Source organism: Bacillus sp. G1(2015b), from assembly GCF_001482475.1.
Classification (GTDB): Bacteria; Bacillota; Bacilli; order Bacillales; family Bacillaceae; genus Bacillus; species Bacillus safensis.
In genome coordinates this window covers 178242-200341 of the sequence record NZ_LKIC01000023.1, presented here as the reverse complement: position 1 = coordinate 200341, position 22100 = coordinate 178242, and the positions used below count along the sequence as shown (strand labels likewise).

Genomic DNA, 22100 nt, shown 5'->3' with positions numbered 1-22100 from the left:
CAAAGGTTTTCTATCACGCTGAAAAAAGACAAAGGGCTAAAATCAAGATCATTTTAGCCTTTGTCAACAATCTAAAGCCGATATGTCTCCATATCGGCTTTTGTTTTATCGACGTAGTTTTTGAAAAACCTTTTCCACTGTCTCAATTGTATATTCGATGTCTTCATCTGTATGAGCTGTTGACAGGAATAGTCCTTCAAATTGAGAAGGCGGGAGGAAGATACCGTGATCGGCCATTTCCTTGTAAAATTCAGCGAATAAAGCAAGATCAGCTGTTTTCGCTTTGTCATAATTGATCACTTCTTCATTTGTAAAGAAGAATCCGATCATGGAACCTGCACGGTTAAACGTTAATGGAATTCCGTATGCTTTTGCTGCTTTCGAAATACCTTCTTCTAAACGGTCACCTTTTCGTTTAAACTCTTCATAAGACTCAGGTGTCAGCTGTTTTAGAGTTTCTAAGCCTGCTGTCATCGCAAGAGGGTTACCAGATAACGTTCCTGCTTGATAAATTGGACCACTTGGCGCAATTTGTCTCATAATATCCGCTCTTCCGCCATAAGCACCGACTGGAAGACCGCCTCCAATGACTTTACCAAGACACGTCAGATCAGGTGTGATGCCAAAATAGCCTTGCGCGCAGTGATAATCCACACGGAAGCCAGTCATGACCTCATCAAAAATGAGTAATGATCCGTATTGCTCCGTAATGTCTCTCAGTCCTTGCAAGAAACCTTCTTGCGGAGGGACAACCCCCATATTTCCTGCGACCGGCTCTACAATGACACCAGCGATATCGTCGCCAAATTCTTGAAAAGCAACTTGAATGCTTTCTAAATCATTGTACGGCACTGTGATCGTGTTGCTTGCAGTCCCTTCAGGAACACCAGGACTATCAGGCAGTCCAAGCGTTGCCACTCCAGAACCTGCTTTAATGAGCAAAGAATCACCGTGGCCATGATAGCAGCCTTCAAATTTCACAATTTTATTTCTGCCTGTAAAACCGCGAGCTAGACGAAGTGCACTCATCGTCGCCTCTGTACCAGAGCTGACCATGCGAATGACTTCGATGGAAGGAACACGCTCTGATACAAGTTTAGCTAATTCATTTTCAACTAACGTAGAAGCACCGAAGCTTGTCCCGTGTTCCGCTACTCGCTGAATGCTTTCAACGACACGATCATTCGTATGCCCTAAAATCAGCGGTCCCCATGATAAGACATAATCAATGTATTCATTTCCATCAATATCATAGATCTTGGCACCTTTGCCTCGTTCCATAAAAATCGGGTCTGTGTTGACTGATTTAAATGCACGCACAGGGCTGTTGACACCACCAGGCATTAAATGCTGTGCTTCTTCAAATGCTTGTTTTGATTTTTCATAGCTACGTCCCATTTCAATGTCCTCCTGTCTATCCGTTCTTTATTCTGAGAGCCATTTTGCTGCATCTTTTGCATGATACGTAATGATGAGTTCTGCTCCTGCACGTTTCATACTTGTCAGCATTTCCAGAACAAGCTCTTTTTCAGAAATCCACCCATTTTGAGCAGCGGCTTTCACCATTGCATACTCTCCGCTCACATTGTAAGCAACAACAGGGAGTGTAAATTCATTTTTCACATCACGCATAATGTCTAAGTAAGAAAGAGATGGTTTGACAATCAAGAAGTCAGCTCCCTCTTCTACATCAGATTGCGCTTCTCTTAGAGCCTCTAAACGGTTTGCAGGGTCCATTTGATATGTTTTACGATCTCCAAACTGCGGTGTACTATGTGCTGCATCACGGAACGGACCGTAAAAAGCACTTGCATATTTCACGGCATAAGACATGACTGGTACATGAATAAAGCCTGCTTCATCCAGTGCCTCACGAATGGCAACAACAAATCCGTCCATCATATTTGAAGGCGCGATGATATCTGCACCTGCACGCGCTTGGCTGACAGCCGTTTTCGCTAATAGCTGAAGAGATTCATCATTTAAAATTTCTCCATCTTCAACGATTCCGCAATGTCCGTGATCTGTATATTGGCATAAGCAAGTGTCTGCAATGACCACGAGCTCTGGGAAATGCTTTTTGATCTCAAGCGTTGCTCTTTGAACAATGCCGTGATCGTGATACGCCTCACTGCCTACATGATCTTTATGATCTGGCACACCAAATACAATGATCGATTTGATGCCAAGATCAACAAGCTCTTGGACTTCTTCTTTCACAAGATCTACAGAAATGTGATACACACCTGGCATTGAAGAGACTTCTTTTCGGACATTTTCTCCCTCTACAAAAAAGATCGGATAAATGAAATCAGATGGTCTTAAAAAGGTTTCTCTGACTAATTCTCTCATTCCTGCGCTTGTCCGCAATCTGCGGTGTCTGTTAAATTTCATCAATGGTTCAACTTCCTTTCAGATAAACGGCACATCAAATCAAGCATTCCGTCTATCGTATAAGTATCTGGGGTTTCAGAAGAAATCCCGTATTGAAGCAGTGCCTCTTTTGTCAGAGGACCGATCGTCACAAAACAGGTGTCAGATGCAGCAAGCATCGCTGCATCTGCTTCCATCACATGCATAAAAGAATGAACAGTAGATGAGCTCGTAAATGTAATAAAATCAAATGATTGCTTCGTCATTGCCGATTTAAGAGCAGCAATTCCATCCTCATCCTTGACTGTTTCATATAAAATCCATTCTTTTACCTCTATGCCGAGCGGAACGAGGGTCTCTTTCACCACATCTCGTGATAGATGCCCTTTTGCTACAAACACACGATCTCCTGGGCGTACATGGTCAAGTAATGCATCTGCCAGTTCTTCCGCTATAAATCGTTCTGGCACAACATCCACCTTCAAGCCGTGCTGCTCAAGATAGGCAGAGGTTTTCTCTCCTACAGCAGCCACTTTTAAATGGGATAAGCTCTTTTGGAAATGATGGTCTTTTATGTAGTTCAGAAAAAAAGACGCACCATTCACACTCGTGAAAACAAGCCATTGGCTATTTTCTAAGTCCTTTAAAAAGTCCTGCGCTTTTTCTTTTGTGAGCGTAGGCTCAAACCGAATAAGAGAGGTTAAAACCGCATGGCCGTTCAGCGCTTCAATCTTTTGCTGAAACACGCCCGCTTGACGTTCATTTCGAGTGACAAGCACCGTCTGTCCGTGAAGCGATTTGCCTATGCTCATTGAGACAGATCCTTTTTCACCTTGTCGATCAAATCCTTTGCTCCCTTATCGGCCATCTGCTTCGCACACGCTGTCCCAATTGCTTCAGGGTCAGTGCCTGTGACGGTTTCTCGAATAATTGTGTGCCCATCAGCAGATGCAACAAGACCTGTTAGTTCAATTTCATTATGCTCATTCATCGTTGCATAGCCAGCGATCGGCACCTGACAGCTTCCATCCATTTGTTTGAGGAAGGCTCTTTCTGCGAGGACCGTTTTCTTCGTATATTCATTCGTGAATTGGGCGAGAAGCTGCAACAGCTCTTCATCATCCCCGCGGCACTCAATCGACAGCGCGCCTTGTCCAACGGCTGGAAGGCACGTCTCAGGAGATAAAAATTCCGACACAACCTCTTTGCTCCATCCCATTCTGGACAGACCGGCAGCCGCTAGAATAATGGCATCATACTCTTCATTTTTCAGCTTTTCCAATCTCGTATCAATGTTTCCTCGAATCCATTTAATCTCAAGATCTGGTCTTTCCTGAAGAAGCTGTGCGCTGCGCCGTAAGCTACTCGTTCCCACAATTGCACCCTTAGGCAGTTCGCTGAGACTTAGATGATCCTTCGAAATAAGTGCATCCCGCACATCTTCACGCTCAGGAATACAGCCAATCACTAAACCTTCCGGAAGAGCTGCCGGCATATCCTTCATGCTGTGCACCGCCATATCAATATCATGATTCAACATCGCCTGCTCAATCTCTTTAACAAACAGTCCTTTTCCGCCAACCTTAGATAAAGTCACATCTAAAATCTGATCACCCTTTGTTACAATTTCTTTTATTTCAAAAGAATAAGAAGGGTTTAGTTCAGACAGCTTTTGAATGACCCATTTTGTTTGTGTAATTGCCAGCTTACTTCGTCTAGAACCTACTTTAATTGTACGCAATACGTCTTCCTCCCGACAATGCCTTTAAGACTCATCATTATTGAAACCAATGAAAGGTTGATAAGCTACCAAGCAGAAAATAATTGATCATCAGCACAAGGAATGAAGCGACATTCCAAAATGCCACGATTTTGCCCTGCATATTTCTCACCAATCTGATATATAAGTAAAAGCCATATAAAAACAGCATAATAAACGAACCAAGCACCTTTGCATCTGTCCAGTACAACGTATCATACGAGATATATGCCCAAATGATGCCAAGAATTAAACTAAGCAAAAGCATTGGCACACCAATAATGTTTAATACGTACGCCATATGATCCAGCTTTGATAAGTCTTCAATTCTCAAAAGCCATTTTCCCCATTTTTTCTTTTTCAGCAAACGATATTGAAAGAGATAAAGCAGTGAAAATGCAAAAGAAAGTGAAAAGGCACCGTAGGATAAAATCGCCATCGTAATATGAATCACGAGCAGTTCACTCGTCAGCTTCCCCGTTAGTTCTGCTGAATGGAGGTCAGATGGTGTAAAGGTGTGAATCGCCATCATGGAAAAACCGATCACATTTGTAAAAAAGACAATAAATTCAACGCGCAATATCTTTGTGAGCACAAGTGAAAGTGTCACAAGCACCCACGTATAAAAATATAACCCCTCTGCTACATTCAACACAGGGAATCGGTCTGTTTCCATCATAATATAGAACATGTAGACTGTTTGCAGCAGCCAGACAATAGAAAGCAACCAGAAAGCCATTTTTCCAGCCTTCCGGTTGTGTTGAAGAAAATCTATGAAATAGAACAAGACACTTAGTGCATAGATTAAGATCGTTGCTTCATTGAGTCTCGCTACAATGGATTCCATCATCGCTTAATCACTCACTGGCAACTGTAGCAAAGCCTTGTGCCATATTTGGTTTGAACAGCTGAAATGCCCCTTGCTCCACCTGTACAGGTTCGACCTTTTGCTCTTCATCTTCAACCTGTAAATCAAAGATTTCTTTAAAGAGTAAAAGTTTTTCCTCTGCATTTGGCTCCGCGGCAATTTCTTTTGCCTTTAAGATAGGATCTTTCAGCATTTGGTTGATGATGCTTTTCGTATGTTTATTTAACAGCTTCATTTCACGGTTTGTGAGGTTTGGAAGCTTTCGCTCAATACTCTGCATCGTATCGGCTTGAATTGTGAGTGCCTTTTCTCTAAGTGCAGAAATGACTGGAACAACACCTAACGTATTCAGCCATTGCTTAAATTCTACAATTTCTGCTTCAATCAGGAGCTCAACCTGCTCAGCCACTGCACGGCGCTCTTTTAAGTTAGCAGCCACGATGCCTTCAAGGTCATCAATGTCATACAAAAAAGCACCTTCTACTTCAGAAATGGCTGGATCTAAATCACGGGGCACAGCAATATCTACCATAAATAGAGGTCTGCCCTTCCGCTTTTTATTCGCACTTTCGACCATTTCTTTTGTAATGACAAATTGTTTCGCACCCGTTGAGCTGATTAAAATGTCCGCTTCGGATAATGTTTTTTCTAATTGGTTTAAGCTCTTAGGCTCTCCTGAAAAACGACCGGCCAATTCCTTTGCCTTCTCAAACGTTCGGTTGATGACCGTTACTTGGCCAATTCCTTGCCCTTGAAGGTTTTGAGCCGCCAGTTCGCCCATTTTGCCCGCGCCAAGAATCAGGACATGCTTATCAGAAAGACGTCCAAAGATTTTTTTGGCAAGCTCAACCGCTGCATAGCTGACAGATACGGCATTAGACGCAATATCCGTTTCCGCATGAGAGCGTTTTGCAACAGTGACCGCCTGTTTAAATAAATAATTGAAAACGGTACCAATGGTCTTCTCCTCTTGAGCTACTTTAAAGCTTGAGCGTACTTGACCGAGTATTTGCGTTTCACCAATCACCATGGAATCAAGTCCACAGGCCACACGGAATAAATGCTCAACCGCTCCATCGTTTTCATAGAACTTCAAATACGGAGAGACATCTTCTTTTTCTAAACCGAACCAATCGGCTAAAAATCTTTTTATATAAAACCGTCCAGTATGAAGCTGATCTACTACTGCGTAGATCTCTGTTCGATTACATGTTGAGATGACGATATTCTCTAGAATGCTTTTTTCTTCTTTAAGCTTGGACATCGCTGTTCCGAGCTCACTCGGTTCAAAGCTCAGCTGTTCCCGTATCTCAACAGGGGCTGTTTTATAATCTAAACCCACAACAAGAATATGCATAACTTCAGCTTGCACCCCCAACGCCCTGTCTAATTTATAATAATTACAATATAGAATTTATTATTTATAATGATTATAACATATATTCATTTTTAACTGGATAAAAATTGTGAACAGATTTCAAAAATGTTGTGATATAGTAGAAAAATGTTCGACACCGTTTATGCCATATCATCACTTCAAGCAATTTACCAGATTTGGCGCGTGCGGACAAATGATCTGCTTAAAAGAAGGTGACATCTTTGAAGAAGAAATCCATTTTGCTGCCGCTTACTTTACTGGCTGTAGCGCTATATGCCATTCTCTCAGGAGGTCAATTTGACATTTGGAAGGATCAAGAGAAATGGTATACACTTGTACTGCTTTTTGGACTCGCTTTTTTATATCAAGGAAAGAAGGAGCAAGAAAGCGCTCATGTGTTTATCGGTATGCTTATGACAGGCCTTTCGCTACACTTTATTCTTCAGCCTAAATTGGACCACTGGCCAGACACATTTACAATGATTGTATTCATCGTAGGACTTGCACTCTTTGTGAAATCATCTCAGAAAAAAGAATATCGTATTGAAAGTGTTGTGCTGATCGCACTCGGTCTGTTCCTTTATTTCTTTCAGCAAATTACAAAACAGCTAAGTTCCCTTTCGATTCCTACTTCTGGCTTTGAATTGTACTGGCCTTATGTACTGATTGCTGTCAGTCTCCTCTTATTATTTTTAAAAAGGAAATAACTTATACAATAAAAAAGCATCTGCTCATCGCAGATGCCTTCAGCGAGAAGACAAACCCTCGCATTCGGTGTCAGTCCTGCGTGCTGGTGCTCACGAATATCAAATTCGCTCCGCGCCAGTACTCGTCCTTTCTAGACTTCAAGGGTTTTCATCTCACGCTGAAAAGAAAACTAATGTAAAAAAGCATCTGCTCATCGCAGATGCTTTTTTTAGCCGTTTACTTTCGCAAGGATCGCATTCCAGGCTTCATCTTTCCCCTTTTTTGTTTCAGAAGAGAATAAGATGAGTTCATCTGATGGGTCAATGTCGAGCGTCTGTTTGACGACTTTCGCATGTTTTTCCCATTTGCCTTTTGGAATTTTATCCGCTTTTGTAGCGATGACGATCACGGGAACTCCGTAATATTTAAGGAATTCATACATGTTCACATCATCTACTGATGGCTTATGACGCAGGTCCACAATTTGGACAACTGCTTTTAATTCTTCACGCATTGTAATATACGTTTCGATCATTCTACCCCAGGCTTCGCGCTCTGTTTTTGATACTTTGGCAAAGCCGTAGCCCGGAACGTCCACAAAATGGAGCATATCATTAATAATGTAGAAATTAAGCGTCTGTGTCTTACCTGGTTTAGAAGACGTACGCGCTAAATTTTTACGATTAATCAATGAGTTGATGAACGAGGACTTTCCAACATTTGATCGTCCAGCAAGCGCGATTTCAGGCAGTCCGCCGCTCGGGTACTGCTCTGGTTTCACCGCACTAATGACGATATCTGATTTTGTTACTTTCATCTTCCCTCTCCTACCAACGCTTTCTCAAGCACCTCATCTAAATGTGAGACCGGAATAAAGGTTAGTCCTTCTCTCACACTTTCAGGAATATCATCAATATCCTTCTCATTGTCCTTTGGAAGAATAATGGTTTTCAATCCTGCACGATGTGCGCCTAATGCTTTTTCTTTTAGTCCGCCAATTGGAAGCACTCTTCCTCTTAACGTTATCTCTCCTGTCATACCAACCTCTTTTGATACAGGACGTCCTGTTAGTGCTGATACAAGAGCCGTCGCAATGGTGATACCAGCTGATGGCCCGTCCTTTGGAACCGCACCCTCTGGAACATGGATATGAATATCGTGCTTTTCATTAAAATTAGGATCAATGTTCAGTTCATCTGCTTTGGAACGAATATAACTGAATGCCGCCTGTGCAGATTCTCTCATGACATCACCAAGCTTACCTGTTAACAAGAGCTTGCCTTTACCAGGCGAGAGTGATACCTCAATTGATAGGGTGTCTCCGCCAACTGTCGTATACGCAAGTCCTGTAACAACCCCCACTTGGTCTGTTGTTTCAGCCTGACCATAACGGTAAAGTCTTTTTCCAAGGAATTCAGATAAGTTCTTTTCCGTCACTGTGATGCGTTTTCGGTCTTCAGCCACAATCGCTCTTGCCGCTTTTCGGCAAATGGCCGCAAGCTGACGCTCTAACCCGCGGACTCCTGCTTCTCTTGTGTAATAGCGGATCATATCATAAATCGCTGCTTCACGAAGCTGCAAGTTCCCTTTCTTTAATCCGTGCTCCTTTAGCTGCTTCGGCAGAAGGTGATCTTTCACAATCTCTGCTTTTTCAACCTCTGTATACCCTGCAATCGTGATAATCTCCATTCTATCACGAAGTGGGCCCGGAATGGTTGCTAAATTGTTGGCAGTGGCAATAAATAACACTTGTGATAAATCAAATGTCTCTTCAATATAGTGATCGCTAAAGTTGTGATTTTGCTCTGGATCCAGCACTTCAAGCATCGCAGAAGACGGATCACCTCTAAAATCAGAGGACATCTTATCAATTTCATCTAAAAGAAACACCGGATTCATTGTGCCTGCCTTGCTCATCCCGCGAATGATGCGGCCTGGCATCGCGCCTACATACGTTCTTCTATGTCCACGAATCTCAGATTCATCACGCACACCGCCAAGAGAGATACGGATAAACTTTCGGTCAAGTGATTTAGCAATCGATTTGGCAAGTGACGTTTTCCCTACCCCAGGAGGTCCTGCTAAGCAAAGAATCGGTCCTTTTAATGAATTGGTCAGCTTTTGTACAGCAAGGTATTCAAGCACACGTTCTTTGACCTTTTCCAGCCCATGATGCTCATCATCTAAAATCTCACTTGCCAGCTTTAAATCTAGACGATCTTCTGTATAGATGCCCCATGGAAGATTGATCAGCCAATCAATATAATTTCGAATGACAGAGCTCTCCGCAGAGCTTGAAGGAATTTTTTCATAACGGTTCAATTCTTTTAGTGCCGTTTCACGAACAGAATCCGGCATGCTGGACTCTTCGATTTTAGACATTAATGAACTGACTTCGCCCGTTTTTCCTTCTTTGTCACCTAGCTCCTTTTGAATGGCTTTCATTTGTTCACGCAAATAATATTCTTTTTGCGTTCGTTCCATTGAACGTTTGACGCGCTGACCAATTTTCTTTTCAATCTCCAGCACTTCTTTTTCATTGTGGATTAAGCTGATGACACGGTTCAGACGTTTTTTAACATCCACTGTTTCCAGTACTTCTTGTTTGTCCTTTAATTTAAGCGGCAGGTGAGAAGCGACGATATCTGCCATTCTCCCCGGTTCCTCAATATCCGTCACCGTTGCATATGTTTCAGCTGAGATTTTTTTTGAAATTTTTATGTACTGATCAAAGTGATCTAACAAAGTGCGCATGAGTGCTTCTGCTTCTGCGTCCTTTAAATCTTCTTCTGCCAATTCTTTAATATCGACGGACGTATAGTCCTCAAGCTCCACATATGATTCGATATGCGCTCGATTTAAGCCCTCTACGAGTACACGAATCGTTCCATTCGGCAGCTTCAGCATTTGTTTGATTTTTGTGTAGGTGCCGACTTTGAAAATTTCCTCTTCACCTGGTTCATCTATTGAAATTTCCCGCTGTGTTGCTAGAAAAATCATATGATCGTTCATCATCGCCTGTTCTAATGCTTGAACAGACTTCTCGCGTCCAACGTCCAAATGCAAGACCATTGTTGGATAAACAAGCAAGCCTCGCAATGGGAGGAGCGGAACATTCTTTTTGATTTCATCTGCCATGTTGATTGACACCTCCGTCACTAGTATGAATCATTATAATATACCTGTTTCAGTCTTGTACAATGTAAAAGACTTGAGAAATGATGATCTTACCGTAGTATACCCTTTCTTTTTATCTTGAAAAAGAAAAAAAGATCTATTTCACTAAAAAATCCCCATATGTGATGGGGATTAAACAGATTTTCTTTTCATTTCCTCTTCTAGTCCATCTTTCTTCTCGTCTGGCGGGTTGACCAAACACTGATCCAGCACCTCTTGGAAGTGCTTCACAGGCACAATGGTGACGCCTTCAATCTCTTTTAAGATCGACTGCTGGTTGTCATAAGGAATAATCACGGTTGTGGCACCAGCTTGTTTCGCCGCTTTAATCTTCGGTATCACACCGCCGATCGGCTTCACCTGACCCTGCAATCCGATTTCACCTGTCATTGCTGTCAGATGATCAATCGGGATTTGATGAATGGCAGAGAAAATCGCCGCCGCCATGGCAATCCCAGCAGACGGTCCATCAATCGGGGCACCGCCTGGGAAATTAATATGGATGTCATATTCATTTGTCCGTATGCCTAAGTTTCTCAGCACTGTTAATACGTTTTCAACAGATCCTTTGGCCATACTTTTTCGTCTAATGGATTTAGACTGACTGCCAATGCTTTCTTCTTCTGCAATGCCTGTAATGTTGATACTGCCTTTTTCAAGCGCCTTACATATATTCACTTCAATCTCAAGCAGGGCACCGCTGTTTGGTCCGTAGACAGCCAGACCATTCACTACCCCGACTTTTGGCTTTTCCGGTACTTTTTGTTCATATCTTGGTGTCAGCTGACTTGAATGAATGACCCACTCGACATCTTCGATCGTGATGTCTTTTCGGTTTTCTGTGACGGCCATTCCAGCGGCGATCTGCACCATATTGACTGCTTCACGACCATTTTTCACATAAGAGGTTAACAGGTTCAACCCTTCATCACTTAATTCCTTTTGGATTTTTTGGACAGCCTTAGCAGCAACAATTTTCAGTTCATGCTGGTCAAGATCCTTAAAGAAAATTTCCAAACACCTTGAGCGAATGGCTGGTGGAATTTCTTCAGGTGTTCTTGTCGTAGCACCAATCAACCGGAAATCAGCCGGAAGCCCATTCTGAAAAATATCGTGGATGTGATTCGGAATTTGGGTGTTTTCCTCACTGTAGTAGGCACTGTCTAAAAATACTTTCCGATCTTCAAGGACTTTCAGCATTTTGTTCATTTGGATCGGATGCAGTTCACCAATTTCATCAATAAACAGAACCCCGCCATGAGCATGCGTAACGGCTCCTTGTTTTGGCTGCGGAATGCCTGCCTGTCCCATCGCTCCCGCCCCTTGGTAAATCGGGTCATGCACGGAACCAATGAGTGGATCTGCGATGCCCCGTTCATCGAATCTTGCGGTTGTGGCATCGAGCTCCACAAATACCGCATCTTTCTTAAACGGTGAATCAGCATGACGTTTCGCTTCTTCCATGACAAGACGGGCAGCGGCTGTTTTTCCAACTCCCGGTGGGCCGTAGACAATAACATGCTGAGGATTCGGTCCGCAAAGCGCTGCTTTTAGAGCACGAATGCCGTCTTCCTGCCCTACAATATCTTGAAATCCCTTTGGCCGGACTCTCTCTGATAAAGGCTCACTCAGCTTGATTGAGCGCATCTTTCTGAGTGCTTCCATTTCTTTCTTTGATTCTTTGTCTATCGTCACCTTTTGTGTGCGCTGATTTCGCAGTAAGTTCCAAAAGTACAGCCCGATGACGATACCAAAGAACAGCTGTATAAATAATACGATTCCTGTCCAGCTCAATCGGTGCTCCCTCCTTCATCTATCGTATGTATTGGTTTCTGTCTGCTAGTATTTCCTAGAGCTGGACGGAATAAACACGTCTTCCACGATAAATAAAAAACTCCTGAATCAAAATGATTCAGGAGTGAGACTTCTCTTTATGCAGATGTTTTTGTATCTTTGTTGACGACTGTGCCATCTTTTAACACAAGACGCGGCGGCTCACCATCAGCAACCGTTGCACCAGTGATGACACATTTTTCAATATCATCACGAGATGGAAGGTCAAACATCACATCAAGCATGATGCCTTCAATGATCGAGCGAAGACCACGAGCTCCTGTTTTACGCTCAATTGCTTTTTTCGCAATTTCGCTAAGAGCATCTTCTTCAAATTCAAGCTCTACATCGTCAAGCTCAAGCATTTTTGTATATTGCTTAACGAGCGCATTTTTAGGCTTCGTCAAGATCTCTACAAGTGCTTTTTCATCTAACGGCTCTAGGCTTGCAATAACCGGTAGACGACCGATGAATTCTGGAATTAAACCGAAGCGAAGCAAGTCTTCTGGCAGTACTTTTGATAGAAGGACTTCTTTTTCAAGATCTTCGACTTTATTTTCCGCACCGAATCCAATTACTTTTTGACCTAAGCGGCGTTTGATGATTTGCTCAATGCCGTCAAAGGCTCCACCACAAATAAAGAGGATATTTGTTGTATCGATTTGAATGAATTCTTGATGAGGATGCTTACGTCCACCTTGAGGCGGTACACTAGCAACTGTTCCTTCAAGAATTTTCAAAAGGGCTTGCTGGACACCTTCCCCAGATACATCACGAGTGATAGAAGGGTTTTCTGATTTTCTTGCTACTTTATCGATCTCATCGATGTAGATAATGCCTTTTTCCGCTTTTTCTACATCATAATCCGCTGCCTGGATCAGCTTTAGTAAAATATTCTCTACGTCTTCACCAACATAACCTGCTTCAGTTAATGATGTTGCATCTGCGATCGCAAATGGAACATTTAAAATACGAGCAAGTGTTTGAGCAAGTAATGTTTTACCGCTTCCTGTTGGTCCAATCATAGAAATATTACTTTTCGAAAGCTCAACATCATCAATCTTGCTGTTGGAATTGATCCGTTTGTAATGGTTATAAACCGCTACAGCTAAGGATTTTTTCGCATTGTCTTGTCCGATGACATATTCATCAAGAATCTCCCGAATTTCATGAGGCTTCGGAACATCCTTGAATTCAACTTCTTCCTCTGTGCCGAGCTCTTCTTCAACTATTTCCGTGCAAAGCTCGATACATTCATCACATATATATACGCCAGGTCCTGCGACCAGTTTACGCACTTGATCTTGCGTTTTTCCGCAAAACGAGCATTTTAATTGACCTTTTTCCTCGTTGAATTTAAACATTCTTTCACCCCTTATTCTTCTTCACTTGCCTGTAGCTAACAGTCAGCTACCTTTCTGGGTCCAGTATGTATGCATTTTACCATACTTTCCTAAAAGACGGTAACGATGTGTTTCTAACACCGCACATTGAGATATGTATGACAGAAAGATGCGACTTACACTATCGTTTCCAAAAGAAGCGATGATAAGTCAAAAATTGTACAAAACAAGGCACGAGTCACTCGCGCCCTGTTTTATTATTATGCACCATATTAACGGTTTTCTACAAGAAAATCAATTGCTTTACGAACTTTTAGATCTTCTTTCATTGCTTCAGTAGATCCGATCGCTTGTTTAATATTTTCAATTGGCATGTTGTATGCTTCAGCCATTTTTGAAAGTTCTTCTTCCACTTCTTCGTCAGACACTTGTAAGTTTTCTGCAGCAGCAATTGCTTCAAGTGTTAGGTTAGATTTTACGCGTTTAGCAGCATCTTCTTTCATTTGCTCTTTAAGCGCATTTTCATCTTGTCCAGAGAATTGGAAGTAAAGCTCAAGGTTCATTCCTTGCATTTGAAGACGTTGTTCGAATTCTTTCATCATGCGGTCTAGCTCTGTGTCAACCATCGCTTGTGGGATGTCAACTTCCGCATTTTCAGAAGCTTTCGCAACTAGCTCTTCACGAAGTTTTCCTTCTGCTTCGTTTTCTTTTGCTTCTTCAAGACGTTTCTTCGTTTTTTCAGTTAACTCAGCAAGTGTTTCTACTTCTTCATCAACATCTTTAGCGAACTCATCGTCAAGTGCTGGAAGTTCTTTTGCTTTGATTTCATGAATTTTCACTTTGAATACAGCTGGTTTACCTGCAAGGTCTTCAGCATGGTATTCTTCTGGGAATGTAACTTCTACGTCTTTTTCAGCGCCAGCTTCAAGACCAACTAATTGCTCTTCGAAACCAGGGATGAATGAACCAGAACCTACTTCAAGAGAGTAGTTCTCAGCTTTTCCGCCTTCGAATGCTTCTCCATCAACGAATCCTTCGAAATCAAGAACAACTGTATCGCCGTTTTCGATTGCGCCTTCTTCTTTGACAACAAGCTCAGCTTGACGGTTTTGCATGCCTTTAAGCTCTTCTTGTACATCTTCATCAGTAACAGCTGTGTCGTCTTTTTCTACGTTAAGACCTTTGTAGTCACCAAGTTTCACTTCAGGTTTCACTGTTACTTTTGCAGTGAAGATTAAGCTTTCGCCTTTTTCGATTTTCTCAACATCGATTTCAGGGCGGTCAACTGGCTCGATACCAGCTTCGTCGATTGCTTTTGGATATTCAACTGGAAGAAGAATATCTAATGCATCTTGATAAAGAGATTCTACACCAAAACGCTGCTCGAAAAGACCACGTGGTACTTTCCCTTTACGGAATCCAGGGATTGATACTTGCTTAACCACTTTCTTAAATGCATCATCAAGTGCTTTGTTAAATGTTTCAGCGTCAACTTCTACAGTTAGAACGCCTTCGTTACCTTCTTGTTTTTCCCATTTTACTGACATGTGTGTTTCCCTCCAAAAATCTATTCAGATTGTGCGTTGCTCCATTCTAAAGCATCATAAAGACTTCGTCCAATCAAAAACCACGCACTCCGCTAAGAAGCTTGCATTATGTATACAACATTTGACTTGATTATACATATCGTCTTTCAACCGTTGGAATCTGACAACTGCACTATATATGCACAAATACAACCATTATATTATAACATAACAAGTCCGTCTTTCAACTAAATCGACAAATTACAAATAAGAAATTTCTTCAATATCTTTCAGCATTGTGCAAGCTTCTCTCAGCTCTCGTTCGTTAAATTCATACAATAGATGCAATTCTTCGAGTTCAATCTCGATCCCATGCATTTCATAGCCGACTTTATGAAGTGCCGCTGCCCAAAGACTCGGATCTGTGTACTTAGGAAGAAATGGATACAGCACAAATAAGTGCCGGCGCCATAGCTCTTCCACGCCTTGGTAAAGGGTTGGGTTCTCATTGCCGAGCGTGTCATCGAGCATACGAAGGACTTGCTGAAGAAGCGGCATCTGCTCTGGCTTTACAGCCTCAGAAGGAATAAGTGTTAAAGAATCACCGAATTTTGTCACATGAACCGGCTTTGCCACATCATGATCTGCCAGAAGCTGCAGGATCATTGATTTGACCAAAGGGTTCCCATCGGGATTTTGTAAGATTGTATTTAATAGACCCATGTGCGGTGTGATATTCCGGTCTTTCAATGAATGGATGAACTGGACCTGTTCTTCCGGCCGCTTCAGCATGTCATCTAGGTTGACCTCACTTCCGGCGTCCTCATCTTCATCTAAAATCTCTTCAGGTGATTCAATCATTTTTCTGCTAAATTCGAGCAGCTTGTAAAAATGCTCCGCGCTTTCTGCTGGAAGGTGGTTTTCCTCGAGCACAGCCTCAATCGTCTGTTTAACTTCTTCATATTCTTTCAGCTGAATTAAGATCGTCATATACACTTGGAGCACAGTGAAATAGTGGCCATATCCTTCATGCAGCATTTTTTCACAAACACGCTTTGCATCCTGCAGCTCCCCCAGCTCCAGAAAACAAATTGCCATTCCGAGGTGAATATCGGATTCTTCATCGTCATCATACGATTTTGCTTCTGAAAACAAGTGAAGCGCCTCTTGATACTGTTTATCTTTTAATGCTGCCATTCCTTTTTCAATCAGTCTTTCTTTCAGACCAGGAAACAAAATGACATTATCTTTCTTCTTGTCATGCTTCATGCTTACGTTCCTTTCGGGCGCATATTTTTTATCAGTTTACCAACGAAGATTAGTAAACACAAGTAACGAGAGGTTTTCATGCAAAAAAGAAGCCGTCACACCTCGGGCGGACAGCTTCTCGTTGCTTAAGCGCGCAGCCAGTTGCTGCGCTTTTCTTCAAATGCTTGAATGTCATCTTCTAGTAGTAATGTTAATGAAATCTCATCATAACCATTTAGGAGCATTTCTCTCCAGTGAGGGTCGACTTGAAAAGGGGTGATATTCCCTTCGTGATCTTCTATTTGCTGTTTTTCAAGATCAACCGTCATCTCATACCCTTTGTTCTCATATGACGCTGCGAAGGTTTTCCACACATCATAATCAAGGCGAATCGGAAGCATCCCATTTTTAAAGCAGTTTTGATGAAATATATCTGCGAATGATGGTGCGATGACAATTTTAAAGCCATAATCATCAAGCGCCCAAGGAGCATGTTCCCTAGATGATCCGCAGCCAAAGTTTTCTCCTGCGATCAAAATCGATGCTCCTTCATAGATCGGCTGATTCAGTTCGAAATCTGGATTTGGGCTGCCATCGGCTAAATAACGCCAGTCGAAAAAGGCAAAGCGGCCATATCCTGTTCGTTCGATTCTTTTTAAAAATTGCTTCGGAATAATTTGATCTGTATCTACATTGATACGGTTAAGCACAGCGGCTTTCCCTTTATGAGTGACTAAAGGCTCCATCTATGACAACTCCTTACACGACTGTTTTCTCTTGATTAAACTTCCTGACATCGACAAATCGGCCATGTATCGCAGCCATTGCAGCCATTGCCGGGCTGACAAGATGCGTTCTCGCACCCTTCCCTTGACGCCCTTCAAAGTTACGGTTTGATGTGGACGCACAGCGTTCGCCCTCCGGTACCACATCGTTATTCATACTAAGGCACATACTGCAGCCTGATTCTCTCCATTCAAATCCTGCTTCAAGGAAGATTTCATGAAGACCTTCTTTTTCTGCTTGCAATTTGACACTTTGAGAGCCAGGCACCACAATCGCTCTGACATGATCTGCTACTTTTTGTCCTTCAATCATAGAAGCGGCTTGGCGTAAATCAGTCATTCTTGAGTTCGTACATGAGCCGATAAAGACATGCTCAATCGTAATATCTTCTATACGCTGATGCGGATGGACTCCCATGTATTCGTAAGCACGAATCGCTTCTTTTTGATCATCTTCTTGTGCAAAGTCCTCAGGTCCTGGAATTGATGCATCCACAGGCAGTACCATTCCTGGGTTAATTCCCCACGTAACCATTGGTGAAATCTTATTTCCATCTAACACAATGGTTTTATCGTAGGTTGCACCTGGATCTGTTCTAAGTTCTTCCCATTCTTTAATAGCTGCTTCGAAATCTTCGCCCTGCGGTGCATATTTGCGGCCGCGGCAATATTCGAAGGTGACTTCATCAGGTGCAATCAATCCTGCTCTCGCGCCTGCTTCAATCGACATATTACAAACAGTCATCCGCTCATCCATCGTCATGTTTCTGAATACTTCCCCAGTGTATTCAATGACATAACCTGAACCGAACTTCACGCCGTGTGCACCAATGACGGCTAAAATGACATCTTTGGCGGTTACCCCTTTTTGAAGCTTTCCGTCTACTCTAATTTCTAGCGTTTTCGGACGCTGCTGCCAAAGTGTTTGTGTAGAAAGTACATGTTCAACCTCACTTGTACCGATCCCAAAGGCAAGTGCGCCAAACGCGCCGTGAGTTGATGTATGACTATCTCCACAAACGATTGTTTTCCCCGGAAGTGTCAATCCAAGCTCCGGTCCAACGACATGGACGATTCCCTGGTCAACACTGTGGAGATCAGCAAGACGAACGCCAAATTCCGCACAGTTGCGCTCTAAGGCACTCACTTGCTTTTTAGCAATCTCATCTTTAATCACAAATCGATTCACAGTTGGGATGTTGTGATCCATCGTCGCAAACGTATTTTGAGGTCTTCTCACCTTGCGCCCTTTTTGTCTTAATCCTTCAAATGCTTGAGGTGATGTCACTTCATGCACCAAGTGCAGATCAATATATAAAAGGTCTGGTTTCCCCTCGCCGCTTTTGACTATATGCTGATCCCATATTTTTTCGATGATTGTTCGAGGCATAACCCTTTTCCTCCCTCTATCTAATTCCACAAGATTCTATTTATACAATGGTTTGCACGCGCTGCTTGAGTGCGTCTACAACCGCATTAGTGATTTCTTCAGTCGTTTGATATGTTCCCTCTTTTGCTGCTAAATCTTTTGTTCGTTTGCCAGAGGCAAGAACAGCTTCCACAGCGTCTTCTATTGCAGCCGCTTCTTCTTCTAATGCAAAGGATGTTCTAAGCAAGCTTGCTGCTGATAAAATGGTTGCCAGAGGGTTTGCAACGTTTTGCCCCGCAATATCGGGTGCTGAACCATGAATTGGCTCATATAAATGAAGGCCTGTGCTTGATAAACTAGCAGATGGCAGCATGCCGAGTGATCCAGTAATCATCGAAGCTTCATCACTTAAAATGTCGCCGAACATATTCTCTGTCACAATGACATCAAATTGAGCGGGCTTGTAAATCAGCTGCATGGCGGCATTGTCAACGAGCATATGCTCAAATTCAACTTCTGGATATCGAGAAGCAACTTCCTCTACTGCTTCACGCCATAGTTTACTAGAAGCAAGAACATTCGCTTTATCCACAGACGTCACTTTTTTCCGTCTCGTTAAGGCCATATCGAACGCTTCTTTTAATACGCGGACAATTTCTTCCTTTGTATAAAGGAGCGTATCAACAGCAACTTCTTTTCCTTCATCATCTGTATAGCGTTCGCTTGGTTCACCAAAATAGAGGCCGCCTGTTAATTCACGAACGATGACGAAATCGACTCCGTTAATGTGATCCTGTTTTAATGGAGATGCCTCGCTTAAGCTATCGAACACCTTTACAGGGCGGATGTTAGCAAATAAGTCCAGCTGCTTACGAATGGCGAGCAAGCCTTTTTCTGGACGAAGCTCTGGCGGGTTTTGATCCCACTTTGGTCCGCCGACTGCTCCTAATAAAATCGCATCAGCGCTTTTGCATACATCTACTGTTTCCTTTGGAAGCGGGTTGTTTTTTTCATCTATTGCGATACCGCCAATGAGCGCAGTTTCAAATTCGAATTCGTGCTGAAATTGAGCCGCTGTCTCTTGAAGGACAGCGACTGCAGATGTCACGACTTCCGGTCCGATTCCATCGCCGGGCAAAAGTGCAATTTTCTTTTTCATGAGAACCTTCCTCCTTTCCTATGAGATCGCGTGATGTTTCTCAATTTCAATTAGATTTGATTTGAAGATTAAATGTCTGTTCACTGCATTGACGTAAGCTTTCGCCGATGCTTCAAGCACATCTTGCGCTACACCACGTCCTGCTGTTTCTTTTCCTTCTATTGAAACAGTGACATATACTTCTGCTAGTGCATCTCTGCCTTTTCCATTTGATTGAATGCGGTAGTCCAGCAAATGAATTCTTTCTTCCATACAGCGCTCAAGCGTGTTGTACACAGCTTCTACACTGCCTGCACCTGTAGCTGCTTCTTGAATGACTGCCTGTGTTTCTTGGTTTTTTAGAGAAACTGTTGCTGTTGGCATTTGTTCTGTTCCATAATGCACTTGCAGACTTTCAAATTCGTAGCCAATTTTTCGATCTGCTACTTTTTCTTCTAATATAATAGAGATCAAATCATCATCTGTAATTTCTTTCTTCTTCTCTGTCAAGTTCTTGAAAGTCTCAAAGAATTTATTGATTTCGTCTTCCGTTAGTTTAAAGCCTAGTGTTTTCATGCGGTCTTTAAACGCGTGTCTTCCGGAGTGTTTTCCAAGGACAAGCACATCTGTTGTCACACCGACAAGCTCTGGAGAAATAATTTCATAGGTTGTTTTTTCTTTGAGGAAACCATCTTGGTGAATACCTGATTCATGTGCAAAAGCGTTGTTTCCAACGACTGCTTTATTACGCGGCACAATCATTCCTGAGTATTTGCTCACTACATCACTTGTACGCTTAATTTCATTCAATTGAATCGTTGATTCGACCTGGTAAAAGTCTTTTCGAATATGAAGAGCTACTGCAATTTCTTCTAACGCGGCATTTCCAGCGCGCTCGCCAATTCCGTTGACAGCCGTTTCAATTTGATCTGCTCCATTTTCAATGGCAGCAAGTGAGTTTGCCACAGCCATTCCTAGATCATCGTGACAGTGCGCGGACAAGTTAACGCGGTCGATATTCGGAACGTGTTCCTTCATATATTTAAAGATATTCCCGTACTCTTTTGGCGCTAGGTATCCAACTGTATCTGGCAAGTTAATGACACTCGCCCCAGCGTCAATGACCTTTTCTACAATTTCTGCCAAGAAAGCAAGATCTGTACGGCACGCATCTTCTGCTGACCATTGGACAACTGGAAAACGTTCTTTCGCATATTTCACCATTGCGACAGCCTGTTCTACGACTTCTTCACGTGTTTTCTTTAGTTTATGCTTCAGGTGAATGTCAGAAGTAGCAATAAAGACATGAAGCCTTGGCTCCACTCCATCTTTTAATGCTTCCCATGCAGCATCAATGTCACCTTTCACACATCGTGCAAGACCAGCAACAGAACAGTTTTTAATCGTTCTTGCTATTTCTTGTACGCCTAAGAAATCCCCTCGGGATGAAGCGGGAAAACCCGCTTCAATGATATTAACCCCAAGGCGCTCAAGCTGCTTTGCAATAATTAGCTTTTCTTGTGCATTTAAGTTCACTCCTGGTGATTGCTCTCCATCTCGAAGTGTTGTGTCAAAAAAATTAATTTTCCGCACCGACGCTCACCGCTTCCTTTTTCTTTCCTTGTTTAACGAAAGGCATCATTTCACGAAGCTTTCTACCAACGATTTCAATTTGGTGCTCATTTTCATTTGCATTGATTGCATTGAAACGTGGACGATTCACTTGGTTTTCAACGATCCATTCTTTTGCAAAAGTTCCGTTTTGGATATCAGTCAAAACAGCTTTCATCGATTCTTTTACTTTTGCATCTACAACGCGTGGTCCTGATACGAAGTCACCCCATTGTGCTGTATCAGAGATTGAATATCTCATGCCTTCTAATCCTTCTTCATACATAAGGTCAACGATTAATTTAAGTTCATGCAGACACTCGAAGTATGCAAGCTCTGGCTGATAACCAGCTTCTGTTAACGTTTCGAAACCTGCTTTCACTAGTGAAGTAAGACCTCCACAAAGAACTGCCTGCTCACCGAAAAGATCCGTTTCTGTTTCTTCTTTAAATGTTGTTTCAAGAACGCCCGCTCTTGCTCCGCCGATCGCTTTCGCATAAGCAAGTGCTTTGTCTTTCGCTTGACCAGATACATCTTGATAGATAGCAAATAGGGCAGGTACACCAGCGCCTTGCTCATATGTTCTTCTCACAAGGTGTCCTGGACCTTTTGGAGCTACTAGATACACGTCTACGTCACTTGGAGGAACAATTTGATGGAAGTGAACGTTAAATCCGTGTGCGAATACAAGTGAGTTTCCAGCTTCTAATTGATCTTTGATTTCTTCATCATATACTTTCTTTTGCTGCTCATCTGGAAGTAGTACCATGACGACGTCTGCTTGTGCTGCTGCTTCTTTTACTGTGAATACTTGATGACCGTCTTCTTGTGCTTTTGTATAAGATCCGCCTTTTCTCACGCCAACGATGACATCTACGCCGCTTTCTTTTAAGTTCAATGCATGTGCATGACCTTGTGATCCGTAACCAATGATAGCTACCTTTTGACCATTTAATACGTTTTCTTGAATATCACCGTTATAATATACTTTTACCATTTGACTCT

Annotated in this window: 18 protein-coding genes; 1 reads left to right on the top strand and 17 read right to left on the bottom strand. The window is 42.5% G+C overall.

What is annotated here, in order from left to right:
- Positions 1-105: 105 nt before the first annotated feature.
- Genes hemL through hemA form a run of 6 tightly spaced genes read right to left on the bottom strand, consistent with a single transcriptional unit; the run spans position 106 to position 6357 of the window.
- A complete protein-coding gene (hemL, locus tag AMR95_RS11570; protein WP_058838326.1) occupies positions 106-1398 on the bottom strand; it encodes a glutamate-1-semialdehyde 2,1-aminomutase in 1293 nt (430 codons plus the stop codon).
- A gap of 27 nt (positions 1399-1425) precedes the next feature.
- On the bottom strand, positions 1426-2394 hold the full coding sequence (hemB, locus tag AMR95_RS11565; RefSeq protein WP_029706177.1) for a porphobilinogen synthase: 969 nt from the start codon (positions 2392-2394) through the stop codon (positions 1426-1428).
- Complete coding sequence (locus AMR95_RS11560; RefSeq protein WP_039180408.1) at positions 2394-3185, bottom strand: uroporphyrinogen-III synthase; 792 nt, start codon at positions 3183-3185, stop codon at positions 2394-2396. The genes hemB and AMR95_RS11560 overlap by 1 nt, the downstream gene beginning before the upstream one ends.
- Positions 3182-4114, bottom strand: a complete 933-nt coding sequence (gene hemC / locus AMR95_RS11555; protein WP_034279812.1) for a hydroxymethylbilane synthase — start codon at positions 4112-4114, stop codon at positions 3182-3184. Before hemC ends, AMR95_RS11560 begins: the two co-directional genes overlap by 4 nt.
- A 37-nt stretch (positions 4115-4151) precedes the next feature.
- Positions 4152-4982, bottom strand: coding sequence for a cytochrome c biogenesis protein (locus tag AMR95_RS11550; protein WP_039180413.1), 831 nt, complete (start codon positions 4980-4982; stop codon positions 4152-4154).
- Between the two features lie 7 nt (positions 4983-4989).
- On the bottom strand, positions 4990-6357 hold the full coding sequence (gene hemA, locus AMR95_RS11545; RefSeq protein ID WP_039180415.1) for a glutamyl-tRNA reductase: 1368 nt from the start codon (positions 6355-6357) through the stop codon (positions 4990-4992).
- 242 nt (positions 6358-6599) lie between these two features.
- On the opposite strand from hemA, the gene AMR95_RS11540 reads away from it, so the two are divergent.
- Positions 6600-7085 carry a hypothetical protein gene (locus AMR95_RS11540; protein ID WP_034279808.1) on the top strand — a complete coding sequence of 162 codons (486 nt, stop codon included), beginning with the start codon at positions 6600-6602 and terminating at the stop codon, positions 7083-7085.
- Positions 7086-7294: 209 nt separating this feature from the next.
- On the opposite strand, the gene yihA is transcribed toward AMR95_RS11540, so the two are convergent.
- The 11 genes from yihA to ilvC all read right to left on the bottom strand — a co-directional run bounded on the left by yihA (position 7295) and on the right by ilvC (position 22092).
- Positions 7295-7882 carry a ribosome biogenesis GTP-binding protein YihA/YsxC gene (yihA, locus tag AMR95_RS11535; protein ID WP_024423177.1) on the bottom strand — a complete coding sequence of 196 codons (588 nt, stop codon included), beginning with the start codon at positions 7880-7882 and terminating at the stop codon, positions 7295-7297.
- A complete protein-coding gene (gene lon, locus AMR95_RS11530) occupies positions 7879-10203 on the bottom strand; it encodes an endopeptidase La (RefSeq protein ID WP_058838325.1) in 2325 nt (774 codons plus the stop codon). The genes yihA and lon overlap by 4 nt, the downstream gene beginning before the upstream one ends.
- 171 nt (positions 10204-10374) lie before the next feature.
- Positions 10375-12036 (bottom strand): ATP-dependent protease LonB, encoded by a 1662-nt coding sequence (gene lonB / locus AMR95_RS11525; RefSeq protein WP_041086484.1) that lies wholly within the window; start codon positions 12034-12036, stop codon positions 10375-10377.
- 137 nt (positions 12037-12173) lie between these two features.
- Complete coding sequence (clpX, locus tag AMR95_RS11520) at positions 12174-13439, bottom strand: ATP-dependent protease ATP-binding subunit ClpX (RefSeq protein WP_024423180.1); 1266 nt, start codon at positions 13437-13439, stop codon at positions 12174-12176.
- A gap of 251 nt (positions 13440-13690) precedes the next feature.
- Positions 13691-14965, bottom strand: a complete 1275-nt coding sequence (tig, locus tag AMR95_RS11515) for a trigger factor (protein WP_058838324.1) — start codon at positions 14963-14965, stop codon at positions 13691-13693.
- Positions 14966-15205: 240 nt separating this feature from the next.
- On the bottom strand, positions 15206-16213 hold the full coding sequence (gene ddcA / locus AMR95_RS11510) for a DNA damage checkpoint antagonist DdcA (protein ID WP_058838323.1): 1008 nt from the start codon (positions 16211-16213) through the stop codon (positions 15206-15208).
- Between the two features lie 125 nt (positions 16214-16338).
- On the bottom strand, positions 16339-16938 hold the full coding sequence (leuD, locus tag AMR95_RS11505; RefSeq protein ID WP_047202464.1) for a 3-isopropylmalate dehydratase small subunit: 600 nt from the start codon (positions 16936-16938) through the stop codon (positions 16339-16341).
- A gap of 13 nt (positions 16939-16951) precedes the next feature.
- Positions 16952-18367: a 3-isopropylmalate dehydratase large subunit gene (leuC, locus tag AMR95_RS11500; protein ID WP_039180431.1), complete on the bottom strand. Its 1416-nt coding sequence runs from the start codon at positions 18365-18367 to the stop codon at positions 16952-16954.
- A 40-nt stretch (positions 18368-18407) separates the two neighbouring features.
- On the bottom strand, positions 18408-19505 hold the full coding sequence (leuB, locus tag AMR95_RS11495; protein WP_058838322.1) for a 3-isopropylmalate dehydrogenase: 1098 nt from the start codon (positions 19503-19505) through the stop codon (positions 18408-18410).
- An 18-nt stretch (positions 19506-19523) separates the two neighbouring features.
- Entirely contained in the window at positions 19524-21077 is a 1554-nt protein-coding gene (locus AMR95_RS11490) for a 2-isopropylmalate synthase (protein WP_039180437.1), read from the bottom strand.
- Positions 21064-22092: a ketol-acid reductoisomerase gene (gene ilvC / locus AMR95_RS11485; protein ID WP_024423187.1), complete on the bottom strand. Its 1029-nt coding sequence runs from the start codon at positions 22090-22092 to the stop codon at positions 21064-21066. Before ilvC ends, AMR95_RS11490 begins: the two co-directional genes overlap by 14 nt.
- Positions 22093-22100 lie beyond the last annotated feature (8 nt).